Raw genomic sequence first — 18,192 nt, 5'->3', positions numbered from 1 at the left:
AGCGGGTGCCCGCAATCAGGCGGGCGCCTCCTGCTGGCGGAGATGGGTCATGCCCTGGCGGTACAGGAGATAGGCGGTGGTGCCGGCCAGCAGGTTGCCCACCAGCGCTCCTGACATCAGCCCGGTGAGTCCTGAGATCTGCGAGCCTAGCCAAAGCATCGGCAGGTACCAGGCAAACAGCCGCAGGGTGGAAATCAGCAGAGCGCGCATGGGCAGCCCGAGGGCATTGTTCACCGAGACCATCAGCATACACACCCCCAGCCCGCTGTAACTCAGCGGCACCCGCAACAGATAGTTCACCAGGATCTCCTGCACATCCGCATCCCGGGTGAACAGGGTCGAAACCAGGCCTGATGCGGCCAGCCAGATCAGCGCCAGAGCCAGCTGCCAGACCACGATAAACCGCACGGCAATGCGCACCAGTCGGCGGATGGTTTCCACTTCGCCGGCGCCCAGCAGGCGCCCGATCATTGGCGGCATGGACATGGTCAGGGCCAGCACCACCACGATCGAGAAGAACTCCAGACGGGTACCCAGACCCCAGGCGGCCACCGCCGCCGAACCGAAACCGGCCACCAGCGCCGTGGCCAGCATGGCCGAGACTGGCGGCATCAGCTGGCTGACCATGGCCGGTGCCATGATGCTGCCAAGCTGACGTAGGGCCTGGGTCAGTTTCAGCTGGAGCAGGTCAAAGCGGAGCCATTGGCGGCGAATCAGGGCCGGGTATATAACCAGCGCGCCCAGCCCGAACGCGGTAATGGTGGCCCAGGCCGCACCCGGCAGACCCCAGCCGAAAACAAAAATGTACAGCGGGTCGAGGGCGATGTTGATCAGGCTGGTGGCAATCATCATGTAGCCCGGCAGCTTGGTATCGCCATTGGAACGGCACACCGCGTAACCGAAATACAGCATGGCCCCGGTCCATGCCGACACCAGCCAGGGCGCCCAGTACTCCCGGATTACCGGGCGCAGCGACGTTTCGGCCCCCAGCAGATCGAGGATTACGGTCTGCAGCAGCCATACCGACAGGCACAGGATCAGCGCCAGACTGGCACCGATGGTGACGACCAGCCCGCCCAGACGCTGGGCCCGGAGTTCGTCGCCCTGGCCCAGGGTGCGGGAGATGATGGCGGTGGTGGCAATGCCAAGACCCACATACATGCCACTCACCAGCTGCTGCATCGGCACCGTAAAACCCAGTGCGGCCAGCGGATCGCGCCCGAGCTGACCCACGAAGGCACTGTCGGCCAGATGGAAGGTCATCAGGGACAGGACGCCGAACAGCATGGGCCAGGTCATGTCATAGAGCTGGCGGCCGAGGCTCGCGTTTTCGGATGTCTGGTTCAAAACAGCCTGCGTGGTATCGGGAGTGGGTGAAAAGGCTGGAGAGTATAACGCAGATCGGCTGTCGGAGCCTGAACGCCCCGGCAGCCGATCGGGAGGGTATCAGAGTGCGTTCAGGGCGGCGTCGTAATCCGGCTCGTTCTTGATTTCGTTCACCAGCTCGCTGTGCAGCACCTTGTTGTTCTCGTCCAGCACCACAACGGCACGGGCACACAGGCCGGCCAGCGGGCCATCCTGGATGGCGACGCCGTAGTCCTGCTGGAACGCGTAGTTACGGAAGGTGGACAGGGTTTCCACATCTTTCAGGCCTTCGGCGCCGCAGAAGCGTGAGGCGGCGAAGGGCAGGTCGGCGGAGACCACCAGCACCACGGTGTTGTCCAGGTTGCCGGCCTTCTCGTTGAATTTGCGGGTGGAGGCGGCGCAGACACCGGTGTCGATGCTGGGGATGATGTTCAGGATCTTGCGCTTGCCCGCCCAGTTGTCGAGTTTGACTTCTTCCAGGCCGCTGTTGGTCAGGGTGAAGGGGGGAGCGTTGTCGCCCGGTTGGGGGAATTTGCCGCTCAGTTCGATGGGGTTGCCGTCCAGGGTGACTTTGCTCATTTTGGCTCCTTGTTGAGTCCGGTTTGGGGTTTTACTGATCTACTCTTCCCAGACTAGTTTGGATGACTTTGATTGTCATTATCGCTGTTCTGGTTGGGTGCCGGTCCGGGCAGGGGCCTGCTTTCCAAAACCCGCTCCTGCGGCACGTCCCTGTGACGCTTGAGCTCCGCCATCCTTGGCTCCGCACAGTTTTGGAAAGCAGGCCCCTACCCGGACTCCAACCACCGAGGTGGATTCAATCAGACCAGACCACTATCGGCTGGATGCACCCTGCGGCTCGAAGCCGGGAGCCGGGTGGCGTTGGACCAGGATCAGGTAGCAGGCCATTGCGATGGCGGCGCATACGGCGATGATGCTGGCCATGACCAGGGAGGTGCCGTCGTGGAAGTGGCCGACGAGGCCTCCGGCTACGGCGGCGAGGGCCATCTGGATGAAGCCGAACAGGGCGGAGGCGGAGCCGGCCATGGTGGGGAAGTTGGCCAGGGCGCCAGCCATGGTCTGGGGGAGGACCATGCCGGTGCCGATCATGAACAGGGCCTGGGGCAGGATGACGGCCCAGACGTTGTAGATTTCCTGGTAGGCCAGGATGGCCATAGTGGCCCCGCCCGCAACGGCGACCATCAGTCCACGGACGAGAATCTGATCGGTATTGAGGTTGCGGCCGAGGCGCACGGCGGTGAGGTTGCCGATGATGAAGCCGGCGACCACGCAGGCCGCGTAGAGGCCGAAGTGCCGGGGAGCGACTCCGAGGAAATCGATCAGCACGAAAGAAGATCCGGACAGGAAGGCGAACAGTCCGGCAAAGATAGCTGCATTGGTGAGCGAGTAGCCCAGAAAGCTGACATCCGTGATGATGCGACGATAGTTCTTGAGCAGGGCGCAGGGCTTGAGCGGCTGGCGATACTCCGGGCGCATGGGTTCAGGAATGCCGTAGGCAACGACCACGGCCATGATCAGGGCGTAGGCGCCGAGCGCGATGAAGATGGACGACCAGCCCAGGCCGGTTACCAGTACGCCGCCGATGGTCGGAGCAACCGCCGGCGCCACGGCCATGATGCTGGCCAGGATGGCGAGGATTTTTGCCGCTTCGCGCGGGGTGTAGATGTCCCGGATGGCGGCACGGCCAAGAACCGGCCCGGCGGAACCGCCCAGAGCCTGGAGGAAGCGGCAGACCTGGAGGGTTTCGATGTTGGTGGCCAGGGCACAGCCCAGGCTGGCCAGTGCAAACAGGACAAAGCCGCCAATCATGATCGGCTTGCGACCAAACCGGTCGGCCAGCGGGCCACAGATCAGCTGTGCGATGGCAAAGCCCGCCAGGTAGAGGCTCAGCGTCAACTGGACCTGGTCAGTGCCGGTACCGAAGTCGCTGCCGATTTGCGGCATCGCAGGCAGGTACATGTCCGTCGCCAGGGGACCCAGGGCGACGGCCGCTGCCAATAAAATCGTTGTCCAGACACTGGTGAGTGTGAGCATCGTGGTCCTGTTGCGTTATCAAAAGAGTTCGACAGGCCGGGTTGGGATAGCCTTTCCGAAACTGTGCGGAGCCATGGATGGCGGAGCTCAAGCGTCACATGGACGTGCCGCAAGGAGCGTGTTTCGGAAAGGCTATCCCAACCTGGCCGACCTACTACGTGTTGGAAGTCTAGGGTGGAAGGAGGCGAAAGATAACGGGGCTATCGTTCATAGGATATATGAACAAAACTAATTGATTAGCCGTCAAGCCTGTTCATGGTGGCTGCAACCGCGTTCACCTGATTTCTTAACCACTTATGGGCCGGATCGTTCTGGTTGCGGCGATGCCAGAGCATCAGCAGCGTGAAGGGCTTGAAATCGAAGGGCAGCGGCACCCAGGCAAAATCCCGCATCAGGTGCTTGCTCATCCGCTCCGGTGCCGTTGCCAGCATATCGGTGCCCCGGAGGAACTCGGGGAGCCCGGAGAAGTTGGAGACCGTAACCACGTTGCGCCGCGTGAGACCCCGAGCCGAGATCGAGATATCAAGACTGGGTTTTTCGCCGGTGGCGAAGAGCAGGGCGATGTGATCGGCCTTGAGGTAGTCCGACAGATCATTGGGTGGCTCGCGATGGGAAGGGTCATAGAACACCACCATGCGATCGGCCATCAGCCCACGCTGCATGATGTCCGTAGCTTCCGGCGGGTGGGGGGAAATAATCAGGTCGCACACATCCTTGCGCAGCATGTCAGCACTCGGAATCCCGGACGGAATCACCTGAAGGCTGATCCCCGGTGCTTCCCTACGCAGGATTTTAACAAGGCCCGGAAGCAGCAGATCCCTCTGGTAATCATTGGCGGCAATGGTGAACGTAAACTCGGCCGTGGCCGGGCTGAACGGAGGGCCGGCGGAGAGTGAGTGAAGATCGTCCAGGATCTGCCGAATATGCGGCCCCGCCTGCAGGGCATAGCGGGTCGGCACGATACCCCGGCCGGACTTCACGAACAGCGGATCCCCCAGCCCCTGCCGGAGTCGCTCCAGCGTATGACTGACCGCCGACTGGGTCACGCCCAGCCGAAGGGCAGCCCGCGACACACTGCCCTCGTCCAGAACGGCGAGGAAGGTACTGAGCGCGCGAAAATCCAGGTTCAATGTATCAATCGGGTTCATGAATGGCAGTGTAACCTGTGCCCGGATGGTCGGCCATCTCTGCGCTTTGAGTGTTTATTCAAAAATGTGGGACTTCTGTAGTACGGTTAGTCGTAACGGACAAGACAACTACACGAAACGAGGCTCATTCTATGACCATGCATCTGGCGTTCGATGTCTACGGCACCCTGGTGGACCCCATGGGCATGTCCGACCTGTTACGGCAGGACGCCGGCGACCAGGCCGAATCGGTAGCCGCCCTCTGGCGCGAGAAACAGCTGGAGTTCTCGTTCCGCAAAGGCCTGATGAAAGCCTACGAAGATTTCGGCGTTTGCACCCGCCAGGCCCTGCGCTACGCCATGGCCACCCGAAAACTGGAACTGTCCCAGGACCGGGAAGACGAACTGATGGCCGCCTACCTCGCATTACCCGCGTTCGAGGATTCCCTGCCCGCGCTTCAGGCGCTTAAGGGAAAATACCCGCTGTTTGCGTTCTCCAACGGCAGTTACCCGGCACTGGAGAAGGTGCTGGGGCACAATAACCTACTGGACCAGTTCGACGACCTGGTATCGGTCGACGATATCAAGAGCTTCAAACCCGACCCGGCGGTATACACCTACGCAAGGCGGGCGACAGGCGCTTGGGACCAGCCGCTGTGCTTGGTGTCGAGTAATGCGTGGGATGTCATTGGTGCCAGAGCTGCGGGGTTAATGGCGATCTGGGTGCAAAGGGATGGTAATAAGATCTTTGAAGACTGGGGCATTAAACCCTCTGCAGTAATCAGCAGCCTCTCAGAGCTGCCTTCGACACTGGCAAGCCTCTAAAGTTAGCGGAGGCGGTTGTTGGGTAGGGCTGTCCAAAACTGTGCGGAGCCATGGATGGCGGAGCTCAAGCGTCACATGGACGTGCCGAAGGAGCGGGTTTTGGACAGCCCTACCCAACATCCGCCGCCATGCACAGAGTCGAAACCTTGAAATCCTGAAAGGCTGAAATGCTAGTCAGACCGCAAAGCAAGCCACTCGGCCATCTCCAACCAGCTCTCCTTGGGCGCTTTGCTCCCCGCCAGAATCCCCATATGCCCCCCAGGCACCACCCGAAATGTCTTGTCCCCGGAACTCACATGATCCATCACCCGCTTGGCCGCCCCCGGCGTCACCATCGTATCCTCACTACCGGCAATCGCCAGTAAGTTGGCACTCACGTTCTCCAGCCGGGCAATATCCTCACCGATCTGGATCTCACCCTTCGACAACTGATTATCGATCCACACCCGAACCACCGTGTCCTGAATAATCCCGCCGGGATACGCCACCATGCGATCCAGGAACGCCGAGGTCGTGGCATGACTGGTCACAAACTCCCGGTCCCCCAGCCGCACAATCAGCTCCCAGTAGCCCATCACGCTGCCAATCGGATTGGTCAGCTTGAACCCCAGGGTATTGGCCCAGCCGGGGGTATGGAACCAGTGCGGTTTCAGATTGTGGATCCGGAAGCCCGTACGCTTGCGAATCACCTCGGCCGCCTCGGCAATGGCCTGGGACGCCACCCCCATGAACCCGGAGGCGTGGCTGTCGATGGGCGAACCCAGCACAATGGCATTGCGCACATGCTGGTCCCGACTCAGGGCAGAGTAGAACAGGGTGAACATGCCGCCCATACTCCAGCCGTGCAGGGACAGCTCCTGCTCACCACAGTGCTCGCGCACCCGGTTCAGATAGTCAGGCAGCAGTTCCGCCACATAGGTGTGCAGGCTGTAGTGGCTGTGTTCGCGCTTCGGCACACCCCAGTCGATCAGGTAGACCTCGAAACCCTTGGCGCGCAGGAAACGGACCAGACTGCGCTGGGGAAACAGATCATAGATCAGCATGTTGACCGCCAGTGGCGGGATGATGACGATCGGTGTGCGGTGGGTGGTCCGTTCCACCGGAATGGTCAGATCGTCCAGTTCGATGAAATCTTCCTGCAGCGGCGGGTAGTAGCGCAGGCTGACCAGACCGTCGGAATGCAGTGTCTCAAAGGGCGTCTGGCCGGCCTGGACCAGGCTGGCGGCGCGGAACACCCGGTCAAAAGCATTGCCGGCATAGATGGTGGTCTGGCGGGTCAGGCCGGAGGTTTTGTCGAGCACCGACTTGAACGGATTGGGCATCGGGATTTCCATGGAACAGTTGATCACACCAGTTTAGAGAAAACAGGTGGCAAGGCTAACCCCGGGAGCGTGTGGTGCCTATGGCAAAACCGTCCACCGTGGCGGGCAAACCGGTCACATCGGGCCACTGCCCATTATCGCCGGCCCTTGCTATCATGCGGCGCCATCGGACACAAAAACCAGAAGCAGGAAAGCCATGCTCAGTTTCCTCCCGGCCCCGGTCAAGGGCGTACTCAATTCCATCCTCCTCGGCATCAACACGTTGTTCTGGTGCATCCTGCTGTACATCCCGGCAATCCTGAAGCTGATCGTCCCGATCAAGGGTTTTCGCGTGCTGTGCACCCGCTGGATCATCGCCATCGCCGAAGCCTGGGTGGCCTGCAACATCGGCTGGATGAAGCTCACCCACGGCACCCGCTGGGACGTGAAAGGTGCCGAGGAGCTGGAGCGCCAAAGCTGGTACCTGGTTCTTAGCAACCATCAGAGCTGGGTCGACATCCTGGCCATGCAGCGGGTGTTCAACAAGCGGGCACCGTTCCTGAAATTCTTCCTGAAGCAGCAACTGATCTGGGTGCCGGTGATCGGCCTGGCCTGGTGGGGCCTGGATTTCCCGTTCATGAAGCGCTACACCCGGGAATACCTGATCAAGCACCCGGAAAAGCGGGGTGAGGACCTCAAGGCCACCCGCCACGCTTGCGAGAAGTTCCGCTTCACCCCGGTGAGCGTGATGAACTTTGTCGAGGGCACCCGGTTTACCCAGGCCAAGCACGACAAACAGAAATCACCCTACAAACACCTGCTGACCCCGAAGGCGGGCGGTGTAGCCTTTGTGCTGGATGCCATGGGTGATTCCATCGAGACCCTGGTGGACCTCACCATTGCCTATCCCGATGGCGCGCCCACGTTCTGGGAGTTCCTCTGTGGTGAGGTGAAGGCCATCCGGATGGAGATCCATACCAAGACCATTCCGGAACACCTGAAAGGTCGGGATTATTCCGCCGATGCCGAACATCGGCGGAACGTGAAGAACTGGCTGGCGGAACTATGGCAGGCGAAGGACGCGCGGCTGGAGCGGATGCTGGCCGACCGGTAAGCCGGCGGTTTTTAACTGCCGGCTTCGTCGTTACCGTTCTGGATTTCCTCGGCGTCCACCAGCTTGAAGTTGATCTGGCGGCACTCGTCATCCACGCCTGCAAAGGTGACGTTCACCCGCTGCTCCAGCTGGAAGATGCGGCCGTTCTTGTTGTGCACCAGGCGCAGGGTCACCGGATCGAAGCTGAACTTTCCTTCCAGGTCCCGGCAGCTGACAAAGCCTTCGAGGCCGTTGCAGTCCAGGCGCACAAAGAAGCCGGAGGGAACGGTCCGGCTGATGGTGCCGGCCATGGGTTCTTCGTTGAGGGACTTGGCGTAGTCGCTCTTGAGCCAGGCTTCCAGTGAGTTGGCGGCCTGGCGCGCGCGGATCTGGCTCGCCTGCAGGGCTTCGAGCTGCTGCGCGTTCAATGGCTTGATCGGCGTATCCCAGAGGCTGGCCTTGATCAGCCGGTGCACGTAAAAGTCCGAGAACTTGCGCAACGGCGAGGTGAAGGTGGTGTAGGCCGCAAGGCCCATGCCCTGGTGCGGTGCCGCCTCGAAGCGCAATTCGGCCCGCGCCAGCTGACGGGAGATGATGGCCTTAACCGGCACCTCCGCCTCCAGATCCTCGGTCTGCTTCATCAGGGCCTTGAAGCCCTCGGCAGAATTGGCATCCAGGTCGGCCAGGTGCGGCGCGTGGCTCTCCAGCAGTTTGCGGATATTCTCGGCACGATCGTCGCGCAGGCCCGGGTGCTGGATGAACAGGCCTTCACCCCGCTGCCGTAGGAAGTCGGCAGCACAGCGGTTAGCAGCCACCATGCACTCCTCCACCAGGCGATGCGCCTCGTTCTGGACCGCCGGTTCGATCAACCGGATTCGCTTGTTCTCGTCCAGGCGCAGGCGGAATTCCGGCCGGTCGGTGCTGAGCAGGGCGTGCTCGCTGCGCCATTTACGCAGGGCCGTAGCCGTCTGATGCAGCTGGTCCAGACTGTTGGCGACGGCATCCGGCAGGGCCTTGATCTCGTCGTCCTCCCGGCCCTCGATCAGGTGCGATACCAGGTCGTAGCTGAGCTTGCCCCGGGAGCGGATCACTGCCTGGTGGAAGCTGTAATCTCCCAGGCTGCCATCGTTGTTGACCTGCAGGTCACACACCAGGGCCAGTCGCTTCACCTCCGGCATCAATGAACACAGACGGGTGCTGATGGCGTCCGGCAGCATGGGCAAGGGTTCGCCCGGAAAGTAGATCGCCGTGGCGCGGTTGAATGCCTCTTCCTCCGCCGGTGTACCCGGTTTGATGACCGCGGTCGGGTCGGCGATGGCGATAGACAGGGTCCAGCCAGTGGCGTTGGGCGTGGCCATCAAGGCGTCGTCCATGTCCTGGGTGCCCGGGCTGTCGATGGTCACGTAGGGCTGGTCGGTGCGATCTTCCCGGCCTTCGTGGTGGGCCTCCAGGCTGTCCTCGCTCAGGCTGTCCGCCTGTTTCCGGACCGACTCCGGCCAGGTGTCGGCCAGGTCGAAGCTGGCCAGGGTAAAGGAGCGTTCGATGCCGGGCTCACCGGCCTTGCCGATGATCCGCAGCACCCGGGCCTGGCCCTTGCCGTCCTTGAACGGGTGGCGATGGATCTGGCAGTAGATGTAATCGTCCGGCTGGGCGCCCTTGCGTTCCTTGGGCGGAATGAAAATCCAGCGGTTGATGCCCGGGGTGTCCGGCGCCACGAAGTGGCCCTTGCCCTTGATCAGGTAACGGCCGACAAAGGTGGTCAGGTGGGTTTCCAGCACTTCGTCCACCACGCCCTGGGTCTTGCCCTTTTCCACCTCGTGCTCGGTGACGTTAATGCGGTCGCCGGGCAGCACTTTCTGCATCTCCTCGGGGGGCAGAAACACATCACGGCCCTCATCGAGGGCAACAAAGCCGAAGCGCCCGTTGGTGGCCTTAACGGTACCGGGGAAGACCACCTTGTTTTCCTTGATATCGGTTTTGAGCTGGCGCAATTGACTGAGAGCGTCGGCGTTGAGCATGTAAGAGGAACCTGGCTGCAAAAAATGGATGTTGGGGCGGAGTATAACGGTTATGAAAGCAGCCGTCAGATACGGTGTGGTAACCCGTAACTCAGGCTTCGGGCAGGACGCTGGAGTCTTCCTGGATGCAGACCTGATTACGGCCGCCGGCCTTGGCCTGGTAGAGCGCCCGGTCCGCCTCGCGGAGGATGGTATCGCTGCTGTCGCCGGGCTTCCAGAGATAACCGCCGACGCTCACGGTCACCGGCAATCCGGTCTTGCGGCTCTCCTCCTCGACACCCTCACAGATTCGTCTGGCAATCCGCTCCAGGGTCGGGGCATCACAGGGTGACAGCAGAACCACGAACTCGTCGCCGCCCCAGCGCCCGGGCTGGTCATAGGGCCGGACGTTGGCCCTGAGCCAGAGTGCAACGCGACAGAGAATTTCATCGCCGGCCTGGTGGCCGTGCCTGTCATTGATGGCCTTGAAATGATCGATGTCGAGCCAGATCAGGCCAAAGTCCTGTTGGCTGCGGTCACTGCGCTCGATTTCCGCTTCCAGCAGTTCATCCAGCCCGCGACGGTTCTTCAGTCCGGTCAGGGCATCGATCCGGGCCAGGCGCTGCAGCTCCTCGGTCCGCTGGGCGACTTTCTGTTCCAGGTCCCGGGTGTTGAGCTGGACCCGGTTGGCCATGGTTTCGAAGTGATCCACCAGCCGGCCGATCTCGTTGTCCGGCTTGGGCAGGTAGGGCAGATTGAAATTGCCCTCCCGAAGGCGCTTGACCGCATCTTCCAGAGCCACCACCGGGCGGAGAATGCGGGACTGGATGATCAGGTGGAACAGCACCAGGGAGATCAGCAGGCTGACCAGGAAGACCGCGACCAGGGGCCAGAGATAACTGGTGGGGACAAGGGTATCGAGATCCACCAGGGTGATTTCGAACCAGCCGATGTTGGGCAGAAAGGCGACACCGGCCAGATGCTTGCGTCCATCCACGGTCACAAACCCGCTCTCCACGGCACCAACACGGCCCTCCCGCTGCTTGAGCATCTGCAGCATGCCAAGGATCTGTTGCTTGTCCTGGGGATCTTCGAACAGCAGGTCGACGGTGTTCTTCTGGCCTTCGGGCTTGATGATACTGGCAAAATCGATGTAGTTACGGTCCCGGTAGAGCTGGATGGCACCGTTGTAGTCGACGAACAGGGTGGTGATGCCTTCCTGCCCGATATCCACGATATCCTGCAGGAAATCGTCCAGATTCAGGCCGGTGCCCACCATCCCGACTATTTCACCCTGGTCGTTGCGCATAAGCACGTCGATCCAGACCTTGGTCACGCCCAGCTCCACATCCGGATTCACGTTCAGATGGAAATCCCGGCCTTCGTCAATGAGCTGGAAAAACCAGGCGTCCTCGGGCTTGTTGGCGTCCAGGGTATAGCGGTACTGGTTGCCGGCATACTCGTTTGCGGCGTTGTTGTAGTAGTAATGGCCGTTCTGGCGAAGCGCGACGAAATAGCTGTTGTCCCGGAAATTGGAACGGAAGCTTTCCATCTGCCGGATGGCGTCGGCTTGCAGGGCAGGGTCGTCGGGATTTTGTGCCCACTGGATCAGGGTTGATGAGCTGGCCATCTGCCTGGCAAGACCGATCTCACGCTCCAGGGATTGCAGCAGGCGGGCGCTGTCATAACGGACCTGGATCTCCGCGACTTGCTGGCCCCAGCGTTCGATGATGTTCTCGGAGAGCTCGCGATAAGCCAGCCAGGAAGCACTCGCCGCCACGATGATCAGTGCGGCGGCGAGACCAAGAATTCGGGTTTTGAGACTCAAGGGGTGTCCTTGCCAATGTTCCGTTTGAGACCTGCTTCTCATCATAGAACACTGGTGAAGGACAGTGTAGGAAAAATAGACAGAAGTCGGAGCCTGCCATGTGCGACAGGCATCCGTCAGCCGTTAATTGTACTCGGAGAAAACCCGGGTCTGGCCGGCATCATTGAACATGATCACTTTGTAGTGATCCTTGCGGTCGCCCATTTCCATGCCGGGGGAGCCGGCGGGCATGCCGGGCACGCTGAGTCCCGTGACTTTGGGCGCTTCCGAGATCAGACGCTGGATGTCACTGGCCGGCACATGACCCTCGATCACATAGTCGCCGACAAACGCGGTGTGGCAGCTTGCCAGGGCCGGCGTCAGCCCGGCCTTGATCTTGATCGGGTTCAGGTCGTTGGTATCGGTCACCTTCACGTCAAAGCCGTTTTCTTCCAGATGGTCGACCCAGTCCGTGCAGCAGCCACAGGTGGGTGATTTGTACACATGAATGCTCTGGGCGGCGCCGCCGGCAAGGGCGGTGGTGCTGAAACCGAGGGCAGCGGCGAGGCCAAGGGCCAGGGTGTGTTTCTTCATGGTGTTCACCTCAATGATGTTGATGTTCGTCGGACGCTTTGCTGCCGGAATCGCTCAGCCAGAACCACCAGACAATGGCGGCCATGAGTACAATCCCTCCGGCGTTGACCAGAAAAGTGTCCATCAGTTCTGCTCCTTGTGTTCAGTACGCTCCGGATTGTGGCTGGTTCGGAACAGCCGCAGACGGTTGGCGTTGGAGACCACGGTGACCGAAGACAGGGACATGGCCGCGCCGGCCAGGATCGGATTCATCAGGATGCCCCACAAAGGATAGAGCAGGCCTGCGGCCACCGGTATACCCAGGGAGTTGTATATGAAGGCCCCGAACAGGTTCTGGTGAATGTTCTTCACCGTGGCCCGGGAAATCTCGATGGCATCGGGCACCCCGTGCAGGGACCCGCGCATCAGGGTGATGGCGGCACTCTCGATGGCCACATCCGTGCCGGTGCCGATGGCGAAGCCGACATCAGCAGCCGCCAGCGCGGGCGCATCGTTGATGCCGTCACCGACCATGGCCACGGTGTAGCCCTTGCCACGCATCTCGCTGACCACCTCGGCCTTGTCCTCGGGCAGGACTTCCGCCCGGTAATCGTCGATGTCCGCCTTACTGGCGATGGCCCGTGCCGTTGCCTCCACGTCGCCGGTAACCATCATCACCTTGATGCCGGCGTGGTGCAGCCGCTTGATGGCGGCTTTTGAATCGGGCTTGATGGCATCGGCCACCCCGATCACCCCCAGAACCTCGTCGCCAAGGGCCAGGTACAGCGGGGTGCCGGCCTCTGCCGTGATGGTATCGGCGGCGTCAGAGAGACTGTCCAGAGTCAGGCCCTCGTCTTCCAGCCAGCGGCGATTGCCGAGGTTTACGGTCTGCCCGTCCAGCTCACCCCGGACGCCCTTGCCATTGATGGCCTCGAAGCCGGATACCTTTTCCGGCTCGATGTTCTCATCCCGTGCTTTTGCCAGAATTGCCTCTGCCAGCGGATGCTCCGAGTGCTGCTCCAGGCCGGCGGCCAGGGCAAGCAGCCGGGACTCGTCACCGTTGGCCGAATGCACACGGGTGACCCCAGGATGCCCCTCGGTGATGGTTCCGGTCTTGTCGAGGATCACCAGATCCAGCTTGCCGGCGGTCTGCAGGGCATCCCCCTGGCGGATCAGGGCGCCATACTCGGCGGCCTTGCCGACACCGACCATCACCGACATCGGCGTGGCCAGCCCAAGGGCACACGGGCAGGCAATAATCAGCACCGTGGTGGCGGCCACCATCATGTGCACGACCGCCGGCTCCGGCCCGACGTTGTACCAGACCAGCGCCGAAAAGACGGCGATGATCATCACCGTGGGCACGAACACCGACGAGATCTTGTCTGCCAGGCGACCGATGGCGGGCTTGGAGCCCTGGGCCTTTTTCACCAGCCGGATGATCTGCGCCAGGGCCGTCTCGCTGCCGACCCGGGTGGCTTCATAGATGATTGAGCCGTGAGTATTCAGGGTGCCGGCGGAAACCTCGTCACCCTCGGCCTTGCTCACCGGCATGGGCTCGCCGGTCAGCATGCTCTCGTCCACCCGGCTGCTGCCCTCGCGGATGACGCCATCCACCGGAATCTTCTCGCCCGGACGCACCCGGACCCGGTCGCCTTTGCGCACCTCTTCCACCGGAATGTCCTGCTCCTGGCCATCCCGGATCACCCGGGCGGTTTTCGCCCGCAGATCCAGCAGCCGGCGGACCGCCTCCGACGTCTTGCCCTTGGCCCGCAACTCCAGTGCCTGGCCCAGATTGATCAGACCGATGATCATCGCCGAGGCCTCGAAATACACATGCCGGGCCATCTCCGGCAACAACTCCGGCACGCTGGCCACGACAATGGAATACAGCCAGGCGGTACCTGTGCCGACGGCAATCAGCGTGTCCATATTGGCGTTATGATGCCGGAACGCCTTCCAGGCCCCGGTGTAGAAATGCCCGCCGGTGGCGGCCATCACGATCAACGTCAGAACACCAAGTCCCAACCAGGTGGTCTGGTTGGCCTCGGTCACCATCATCGACCCGAAGCCCATGCCCCAGATCATCAGACCCAGACCCAGGGACAGACTCACCGCCATCTTGATCAGCAGTGAGCGGTACTGCCTGCGATCCTCTGCCTGCTTACGCTCATCCGCATCGTCGGCATTCTCGATCACACTGGCGCCATAACCGGCACTCTCGATGGCCCTGACCAGTGCCTGCGGATCCGCGTCCCCGGTCGCCGTCGCGGTGTTGTCCGCCAGGTTCATATGGGCGTGGGAAACGCCTGAAACCGACATCATCGCCTTCTCGATGGTATTCACGCAGGAGGCGCAGGTAGCACCGGAGACCGAAAGACTGACCTGGTCACCCCCGGCCGGCGCCTCTGGGGCAACCTCATCCGGCGTTTCCGCCTGGTGCCCGGAATGATCCTGGTGAGTATGCCCCTCAGAAGTCTCAGCCTTCGCCTTGCCGGCGCAACAACTGGCCGGTTGTTCATCGGCCTCTTTGACCGGTTCGGCCGGATAGCCTGCGTCCGTCACCCGCCGTGCCGCCTCCTCAAGGTCGACACCCTCGGGCAAGGCGACCGTCTGCTCCTCCAGATTCACCTCCACCAGCTCGGTGTCACCGGTCAGAGGTTCAAGCGCGTTACGAATCTTTTTCGCACAGCCCTGACAGGACGCCCCTGAAATGGACAATGCCCGGTGCAGTTCGGTTGTCTCAGTCATCTGAATACGCCTCCGTATCTTTGGCGAGGGCCGGCTCGTCCCAATGCTCGATCAGCCGACAGATCGTATGACCGTCCGGCGTGCCATCCGGCATATCGCGCCAGATCCCGAGAGCACTCTTCATCCGCTCCCGCAGCTGCTGCAACTCGGCAATCTCCCGCTCCACCTCGGCCAACCGCTTCTCGAACACCTCCCGCACCATCGGGCACGGCGAATGGTGGTCATCGGCCTGATCCAGAATCGACCGTATCTCCGGCAGCGAAAACCCCAGCTGCCGAGCCTTGCGGGCAAACCGCAGCCGGCGCAGGTCATCGGCGTCGTACTGCTGATAATTGTTGTCTGGGTTGCGGGTCGGATTGAGCAGACCCTCCCGGGTGTAGAAGCGGACGGTGTCGGGATTCACACCGGCGGCCTGGGCGATTTCTTTGACTTTCATAATGACGTTTCCACCCTGAGTTGGCGGAGCGGCCGGTTGGGCTATCGGTATGAAACTGTGCGGAGCCATGGATGGCGGAGCTCAAGCGTCACAGGGACGTGCTTGAGCGTGTTTCATACCGATAGCCCAACCGGACACGGCATGCACCAGTGATAACTCAACTAATGAAGATAGCCTAAAACCTGTGAGCAACTCACAGGTCAAAGGTTTTTTGAGGACTTTGAGGAAGGAGAGGTCAGCGCCCCTTGGCGCGCAGGAAGGTTCCGCAGGTCTTGCACTGATCCGGCGCCATCAGCTTCGCCTGCCAGCCGATCTTGTGGCCACAGGCCGGACACCGCAGCCGCAGCTGCAACACAATGATTGGGGCGATCAGAGCCGCAATCAGAACCCCCAGGGAACCCCAGTTCTCGCCACTGGACAGCCCCAGCTGGCTACTGAACACCAGCACCACTGTCAGCGCCACAAACGCAAAAATGAAGTAATTGCGGTTCCAGCGCTCCCACCGCCGGATCTGCGCATCCTGCTCGGGAGTCAGATACTTCGCTGCCATAAAACACACGCCATAGAATTGTTCCAGACATCATGGGGATAACGATCGGCCATTACAATCAGGTGCTCTCCGGAGTGCCGAGATTCAGAAGCCCCGCTTCAAGGGCCTTTTCCAGTTCCACGGCAGGAATCGGCCGGCTGATCAGGTAACCCTGGATCAGGTTGCAACCGTGTTGCCTGAGGAAATCCAGCTGCTCCTCCGTCTCCACACCTTCGGCAATCACCCGGATGCCCAGGTTGTGGGCCAGATTGATCACCGCCCGGGTGATCACCGAGTCATCGTGGCGCTCGGTCACCGAGGTAATGAACGAGCGGTCGATCTTCAGCAGATCCACCGGGAAGTCCCGCAGATAGCCCAGGGAAGAATAGCCCACACCGAAATCATCGATGGCCAGATTGACGCCGAGCTCATGGAGCCGCCCCAGCTGATTGCGGTTGTGTTCAATGTTCTGGATGAAGATCTCTTCGGTCAGCTCCACTTCCAGATGATTGGCCGGCACATGCTCCGCTTCGAGGGTTTCCCGGATGTCATCCACCAGATGCTCATCGTCCAGTTCCCGCCCGGACAGGTTGATGGCGATGCGCAGGTCCTTGCAGGAAGTGCCTTTCCAGGCTGCCAGCTGGCGACAGGCGGCGGCCACCACCCAGCGACCGATATCCGTGATCCGCCCACTTTCCTCGGCCAGGGGAATGAACTCCACCGGCGACAACAGGCCGCGGCGAGGGTGTTGCCAGCGGATCAGCGCCTCCACGCTGTGAATCTCCCCGGTCTCCAGGTCGACCTGGGGCTGGAAGTGGAGCACGAACTCGTTGTTGGCCAGTGCCTGGTCGAGATCCTTGTCCAGCTCCAGGCGGGTGACTTCCCGTTCCTGCATGCCTTCGGTATAGAACTGATAGGAATTGCGTCCCTGCTCCTTGGCCCGGTACAGGGCGACATCGGCATTGCGCAGCAGGGTATCGGCATCCTGCCCGCTCTGGGGGTAGATCGCCACACCCATGGTGGCGGTAATCCGGTGGCCCTCGCCGTGAACCTCGAAGGGCGTCTCGAAGCAATGCTTGATATGGCCGAGCAGGTGGATGACATCATCGATCGTCTCCACCTGCTGCTGGCAGAACATGAACTCGTCGCCCCCGGAGTAGGCCACCAGGATGCGCTCATCACTCAGCTGGTTCAGGCGTTCGGCAACCCGGACCAGGAGCTCGTCACCGAACTGGTGGCCAAGGGAGTCGTTGAGCATCTGGAACCGGTCCAGGTCCAGCATGATCAGGGCCACCTGCCGGTTCTGGCGCCCGGCAATGCCGAGCGTGTGGGCCAGGTCCTCCATGAAGAACCGGCGGTTGGCCAGACCGGTGAGGGTGTCGGTGGATTCCAGGCGGGCCAGATCCTGCTGGATCTCCTTGCGCTGGTCGATTTCCTGCTCCAGTTCCCGGCGGGTTTTCAGCAATGCCCGGTTGCGCTTGAGAATCAGCTGGGCCAGCAGGGTGGTCAGACTGGTCAGCAGGCCCATGAACAGGACGGCGGTGAACGTCAGCCAGGGCCAGTCACTGCGCTGGTTACCCACCCAGGTGCTGGTGGGCCGGATCGTCAGCGTCCAGTCCAGGGTTGGCAGGTCGACCGTTTCGGTCTGGGCAAAGTGTTCGCTGGTGTCAGCCAGCCTGTTGAGCTGGTAACTGAGTTCACCGTTGTCCCGGATGTCCACCTGGAATGACTGCAGCACGCGGCTGGTCAACAACTGCTGGATCAGGGTCTCGATCTGGAACACCCCGGCAATGAAGCCGTTGTTGTCGGCTCCGGTGCCCACCGGTGCGTAAATCACCATGCCCTTGCCGCCCTGTTTCAGGTCGATGATCCCGGAAATGTCGTACTGGCCGGTGGTACGTGCGGTCTCCAGGGCCTGGCGACGGCGGTCGGAGAAGGCGACGTTGTAGCCCACGACATTGTGATTACCGGAAACCGGTTCCAGCCAGCGGATGACAAATTCCCGGTCGATCCATTCGATGGCCTGGTAGACGCCAAAGTCGTTGAGGTAATGGCGGGCATCGGCGCGCCAGGCGGCCTCGGTGGTTTCCGGTTCCACGTGCAGCCGGGCGGCCATCCGGTTGATGGCCTGGGCGTGGATGGTGAATTCCCGCTCCAGGTGGTCGACCATGGCGACCGCTTCGTTGGCCAGGTTGGCCCGGATCTGATGATCGTCCTGGTGAATCATGCCATAGCGCAAGCCGGCCGCCAGGGCCAGGAATGCCAGCAGGATGAGAACCGGGAAAACGGGGCTCAGCAGGGCGCGGGCAAGGATGTTGTTGGTGGGGCCCATGACCG

14 protein-coding genes are annotated in these 18,192 nt (G+C 61.5%); 2 read left to right on the top strand and 12 right to left on the bottom strand.

What is annotated here, in order from left to right:
• Positions 1-15 precede the first annotated feature (15 nt).
• The 4 genes from BM254_RS02250 to BM254_RS02235 all read right to left on the bottom strand — a co-directional run bounded on the left by BM254_RS02250 (position 16) and on the right by BM254_RS02235 (position 4,565).
• Positions 16-1,299, bottom strand: a complete 1,284-nt coding sequence (locus BM254_RS02250; protein WP_175497201.1) for an MATE family efflux transporter — start codon at positions 1,297-1,299, stop codon at positions 16-18.
• Positions 1,300-1,446: 147 nt separating this feature from the next.
• On the bottom strand, positions 1,447-1,944 hold the full coding sequence (tpx, locus tag BM254_RS02245; protein WP_091998130.1) for a thiol peroxidase: 498 nt from the start codon (positions 1,942-1,944) through the stop codon (positions 1,447-1,449).
• A gap of 252 nt (positions 1,945-2,196) precedes the next feature.
• Positions 2,197-3,417 (bottom strand): Bcr/CflA family multidrug efflux MFS transporter, encoded by a 1,221-nt coding sequence (locus tag BM254_RS02240; RefSeq protein WP_091998129.1) that lies wholly within the window; start codon positions 3,415-3,417, stop codon positions 2,197-2,199.
• 236 nt (positions 3,418-3,653) lie between these two features.
• The gene (locus BM254_RS02235; RefSeq protein WP_091998127.1) at positions 3,654-4,565 is read right to left on the bottom strand and encodes a LysR family transcriptional regulator; all 912 of its coding nucleotides are present in this window, start codon (positions 4,563-4,565) and stop codon (positions 3,654-3,656) included.
• 131 nt (positions 4,566-4,696) lie between these two features.
• Between BM254_RS02235 and BM254_RS02230 the strand changes: the two genes are divergently transcribed.
• Positions 4,697-5,368, top strand: coding sequence for a haloacid dehalogenase type II (locus BM254_RS02230; protein ID WP_091998125.1), 672 nt, complete (start codon positions 4,697-4,699; stop codon positions 5,366-5,368).
• Between the two features lie 170 nt (positions 5,369-5,538).
• Here the strand turns inward: BM254_RS02230 and BM254_RS02225 are convergent, their stop codons facing one another.
• Entirely contained in the window at positions 5,539-6,690 is a 1,152-nt protein-coding gene (locus BM254_RS02225; protein ID WP_091998123.1) for an alpha/beta fold hydrolase, read from the bottom strand.
• Between the two features lie 196 nt (positions 6,691-6,886).
• Here BM254_RS02225 and BM254_RS02220 point away from each other — a divergent pair, with 196 nt between their 5' ends.
• Positions 6,887-7,783 carry an acyltransferase gene (locus BM254_RS02220; RefSeq protein WP_091998121.1) on the top strand — a complete coding sequence of 299 codons (897 nt, stop codon included), beginning with the start codon at positions 6,887-6,889 and terminating at the stop codon, positions 7,781-7,783.
• Between the two features lie 11 nt (positions 7,784-7,794).
• On the opposite strand, the gene BM254_RS02215 is transcribed toward BM254_RS02220, so the two are convergent.
• From BM254_RS02215 to BM254_RS02185, 7 genes are all read right to left on the bottom strand, one after another.
• The gene (locus tag BM254_RS02215) at positions 7,795-9,780 is read right to left on the bottom strand and encodes a ribonuclease R family protein (RefSeq protein ID WP_091998119.1); all 1,986 of its coding nucleotides are present in this window, start codon (positions 9,778-9,780) and stop codon (positions 7,795-7,797) included.
• A 91-nt stretch (positions 9,781-9,871) separates the two neighbouring features.
• Positions 9,872-11,587, bottom strand: a complete 1,716-nt coding sequence (locus BM254_RS02210; protein ID WP_091998117.1) for a sensor domain-containing diguanylate cyclase — start codon at positions 11,585-11,587, stop codon at positions 9,872-9,874.
• A gap of 123 nt (positions 11,588-11,710) precedes the next feature.
• Entirely contained in the window at positions 11,711-12,160 is a 450-nt protein-coding gene (locus BM254_RS02205; protein WP_091999129.1) for a DUF411 domain-containing protein, read from the bottom strand.
• A gap of 123 nt (positions 12,161-12,283) precedes the next feature.
• Complete coding sequence (locus BM254_RS02200) at positions 12,284-14,890, bottom strand: heavy metal translocating P-type ATPase (RefSeq protein WP_091998115.1); 2,607 nt, start codon at positions 14,888-14,890, stop codon at positions 12,284-12,286.
• Entirely contained in the window at positions 14,883-15,326 is a 444-nt protein-coding gene (locus BM254_RS02195) for a MerR family transcriptional regulator (RefSeq protein ID WP_091998113.1), read from the bottom strand. Before BM254_RS02195 ends, BM254_RS02200 begins: the two co-directional genes overlap by 8 nt.
• A 235-nt stretch (positions 15,327-15,561) precedes the next feature.
• Positions 15,562-15,876, bottom strand: a complete 315-nt coding sequence (locus BM254_RS02190; RefSeq protein ID WP_091998111.1) for a hypothetical protein — start codon at positions 15,874-15,876, stop codon at positions 15,562-15,564.
• Positions 15,877-15,934: 58 nt separating this feature from the next.
• Entirely contained in the window at positions 15,935-18,187 is a 2,253-nt protein-coding gene (locus tag BM254_RS02185) for a putative bifunctional diguanylate cyclase/phosphodiesterase (protein ID WP_091998109.1), read from the bottom strand.
• Positions 18,188-18,192 lie beyond the last annotated feature (5 nt).

Origin of the sequence: Marinobacter pelagius (assembly GCF_900114925.1) — a bacterium.
GTDB lineage: Bacteria > Pseudomonadota > Gammaproteobacteria > Pseudomonadales > Oleiphilaceae > Marinobacter > Marinobacter pelagius.
The sequence above is the reverse complement of the archived record's forward strand: the minus strand, read 5'-3'. Positions and strand labels throughout refer to the sequence as shown.

What these genes read in the sequence shown, in the direction of transcription:
- BM254_RS02190 (WP_091998111.1), bottom strand. Translation starts at nt 15,876, where the DNA reads ATGGCAGCGAAGTATCTGACTCCCGAGCAGGATGCGCAGATCCGGCGG.
- BM254_RS02200 (WP_091998115.1), bottom strand. Translation starts at nt 14,890, where the DNA reads ATGACTGAGACAACCGAACTGCACCGGGCATTGTCCATTTCAGGGGCG.
- BM254_RS02185 (WP_091998109.1), bottom strand. Translation starts at nt 18,187, where the DNA reads ATGGGCCCCACCAACAACATCCTTGCCCGCGCCCTGCTGAGCCCCGTT.
- BM254_RS02225 (WP_091998123.1), bottom strand. Translation starts at nt 6,690, where the DNA reads ATGCCCAATCCGTTCAAGTCGGTGCTCGACAAAACCTCCGGCCTGACC.
- BM254_RS02250 (WP_175497201.1), bottom strand. Translation starts at nt 1,299, where the DNA reads ATGACCTGGCCCATGCTGTTCGGCGTCCTGTCCCTGATGACCTTCCAT.
- BM254_RS02230 (WP_091998125.1), top strand. Translation starts at nt 4,697, where the DNA reads ATGACCATGCATCTGGCGTTCGATGTCTACGGCACCCTGGTGGACCCC.
- BM254_RS02215 (WP_091998119.1), bottom strand. Translation starts at nt 9,780, where the DNA reads ATGCTCAACGCCGACGCTCTCAGTCAATTGCGCCAGCTCAAAACCGAT.
- BM254_RS02205 (WP_091999129.1), bottom strand. Translation starts at nt 12,160, where the DNA reads ATGAAGAAACACACCCTGGCCCTTGGCCTCGCCGCTGCCCTCGGTTTC.
- BM254_RS02195 (WP_091998113.1), bottom strand. Translation starts at nt 15,326, where the DNA reads ATGAAAGTCAAAGAAATCGCCCAGGCCGCCGGTGTGAATCCCGACACC.
- BM254_RS02220 (WP_091998121.1), top strand. Translation starts at nt 6,887, where the DNA reads ATGCTCAGTTTCCTCCCGGCCCCGGTCAAGGGCGTACTCAATTCCATC.
- BM254_RS02240 (WP_091998129.1), bottom strand. Translation starts at nt 3,417, where the DNA reads ATGCTCACACTCACCAGTGTCTGGACAACGATTTTATTGGCAGCGGCC.
- tpx (WP_091998130.1), bottom strand. Translation starts at nt 1,944, where the DNA reads ATGAGCAAAGTCACCCTGGACGGCAACCCCATCGAACTGAGCGGCAAA.
- BM254_RS02235 (WP_091998127.1), bottom strand. Translation starts at nt 4,565, where the DNA reads ATGAACCCGATTGATACATTGAACCTGGATTTTCGCGCGCTCAGTACC.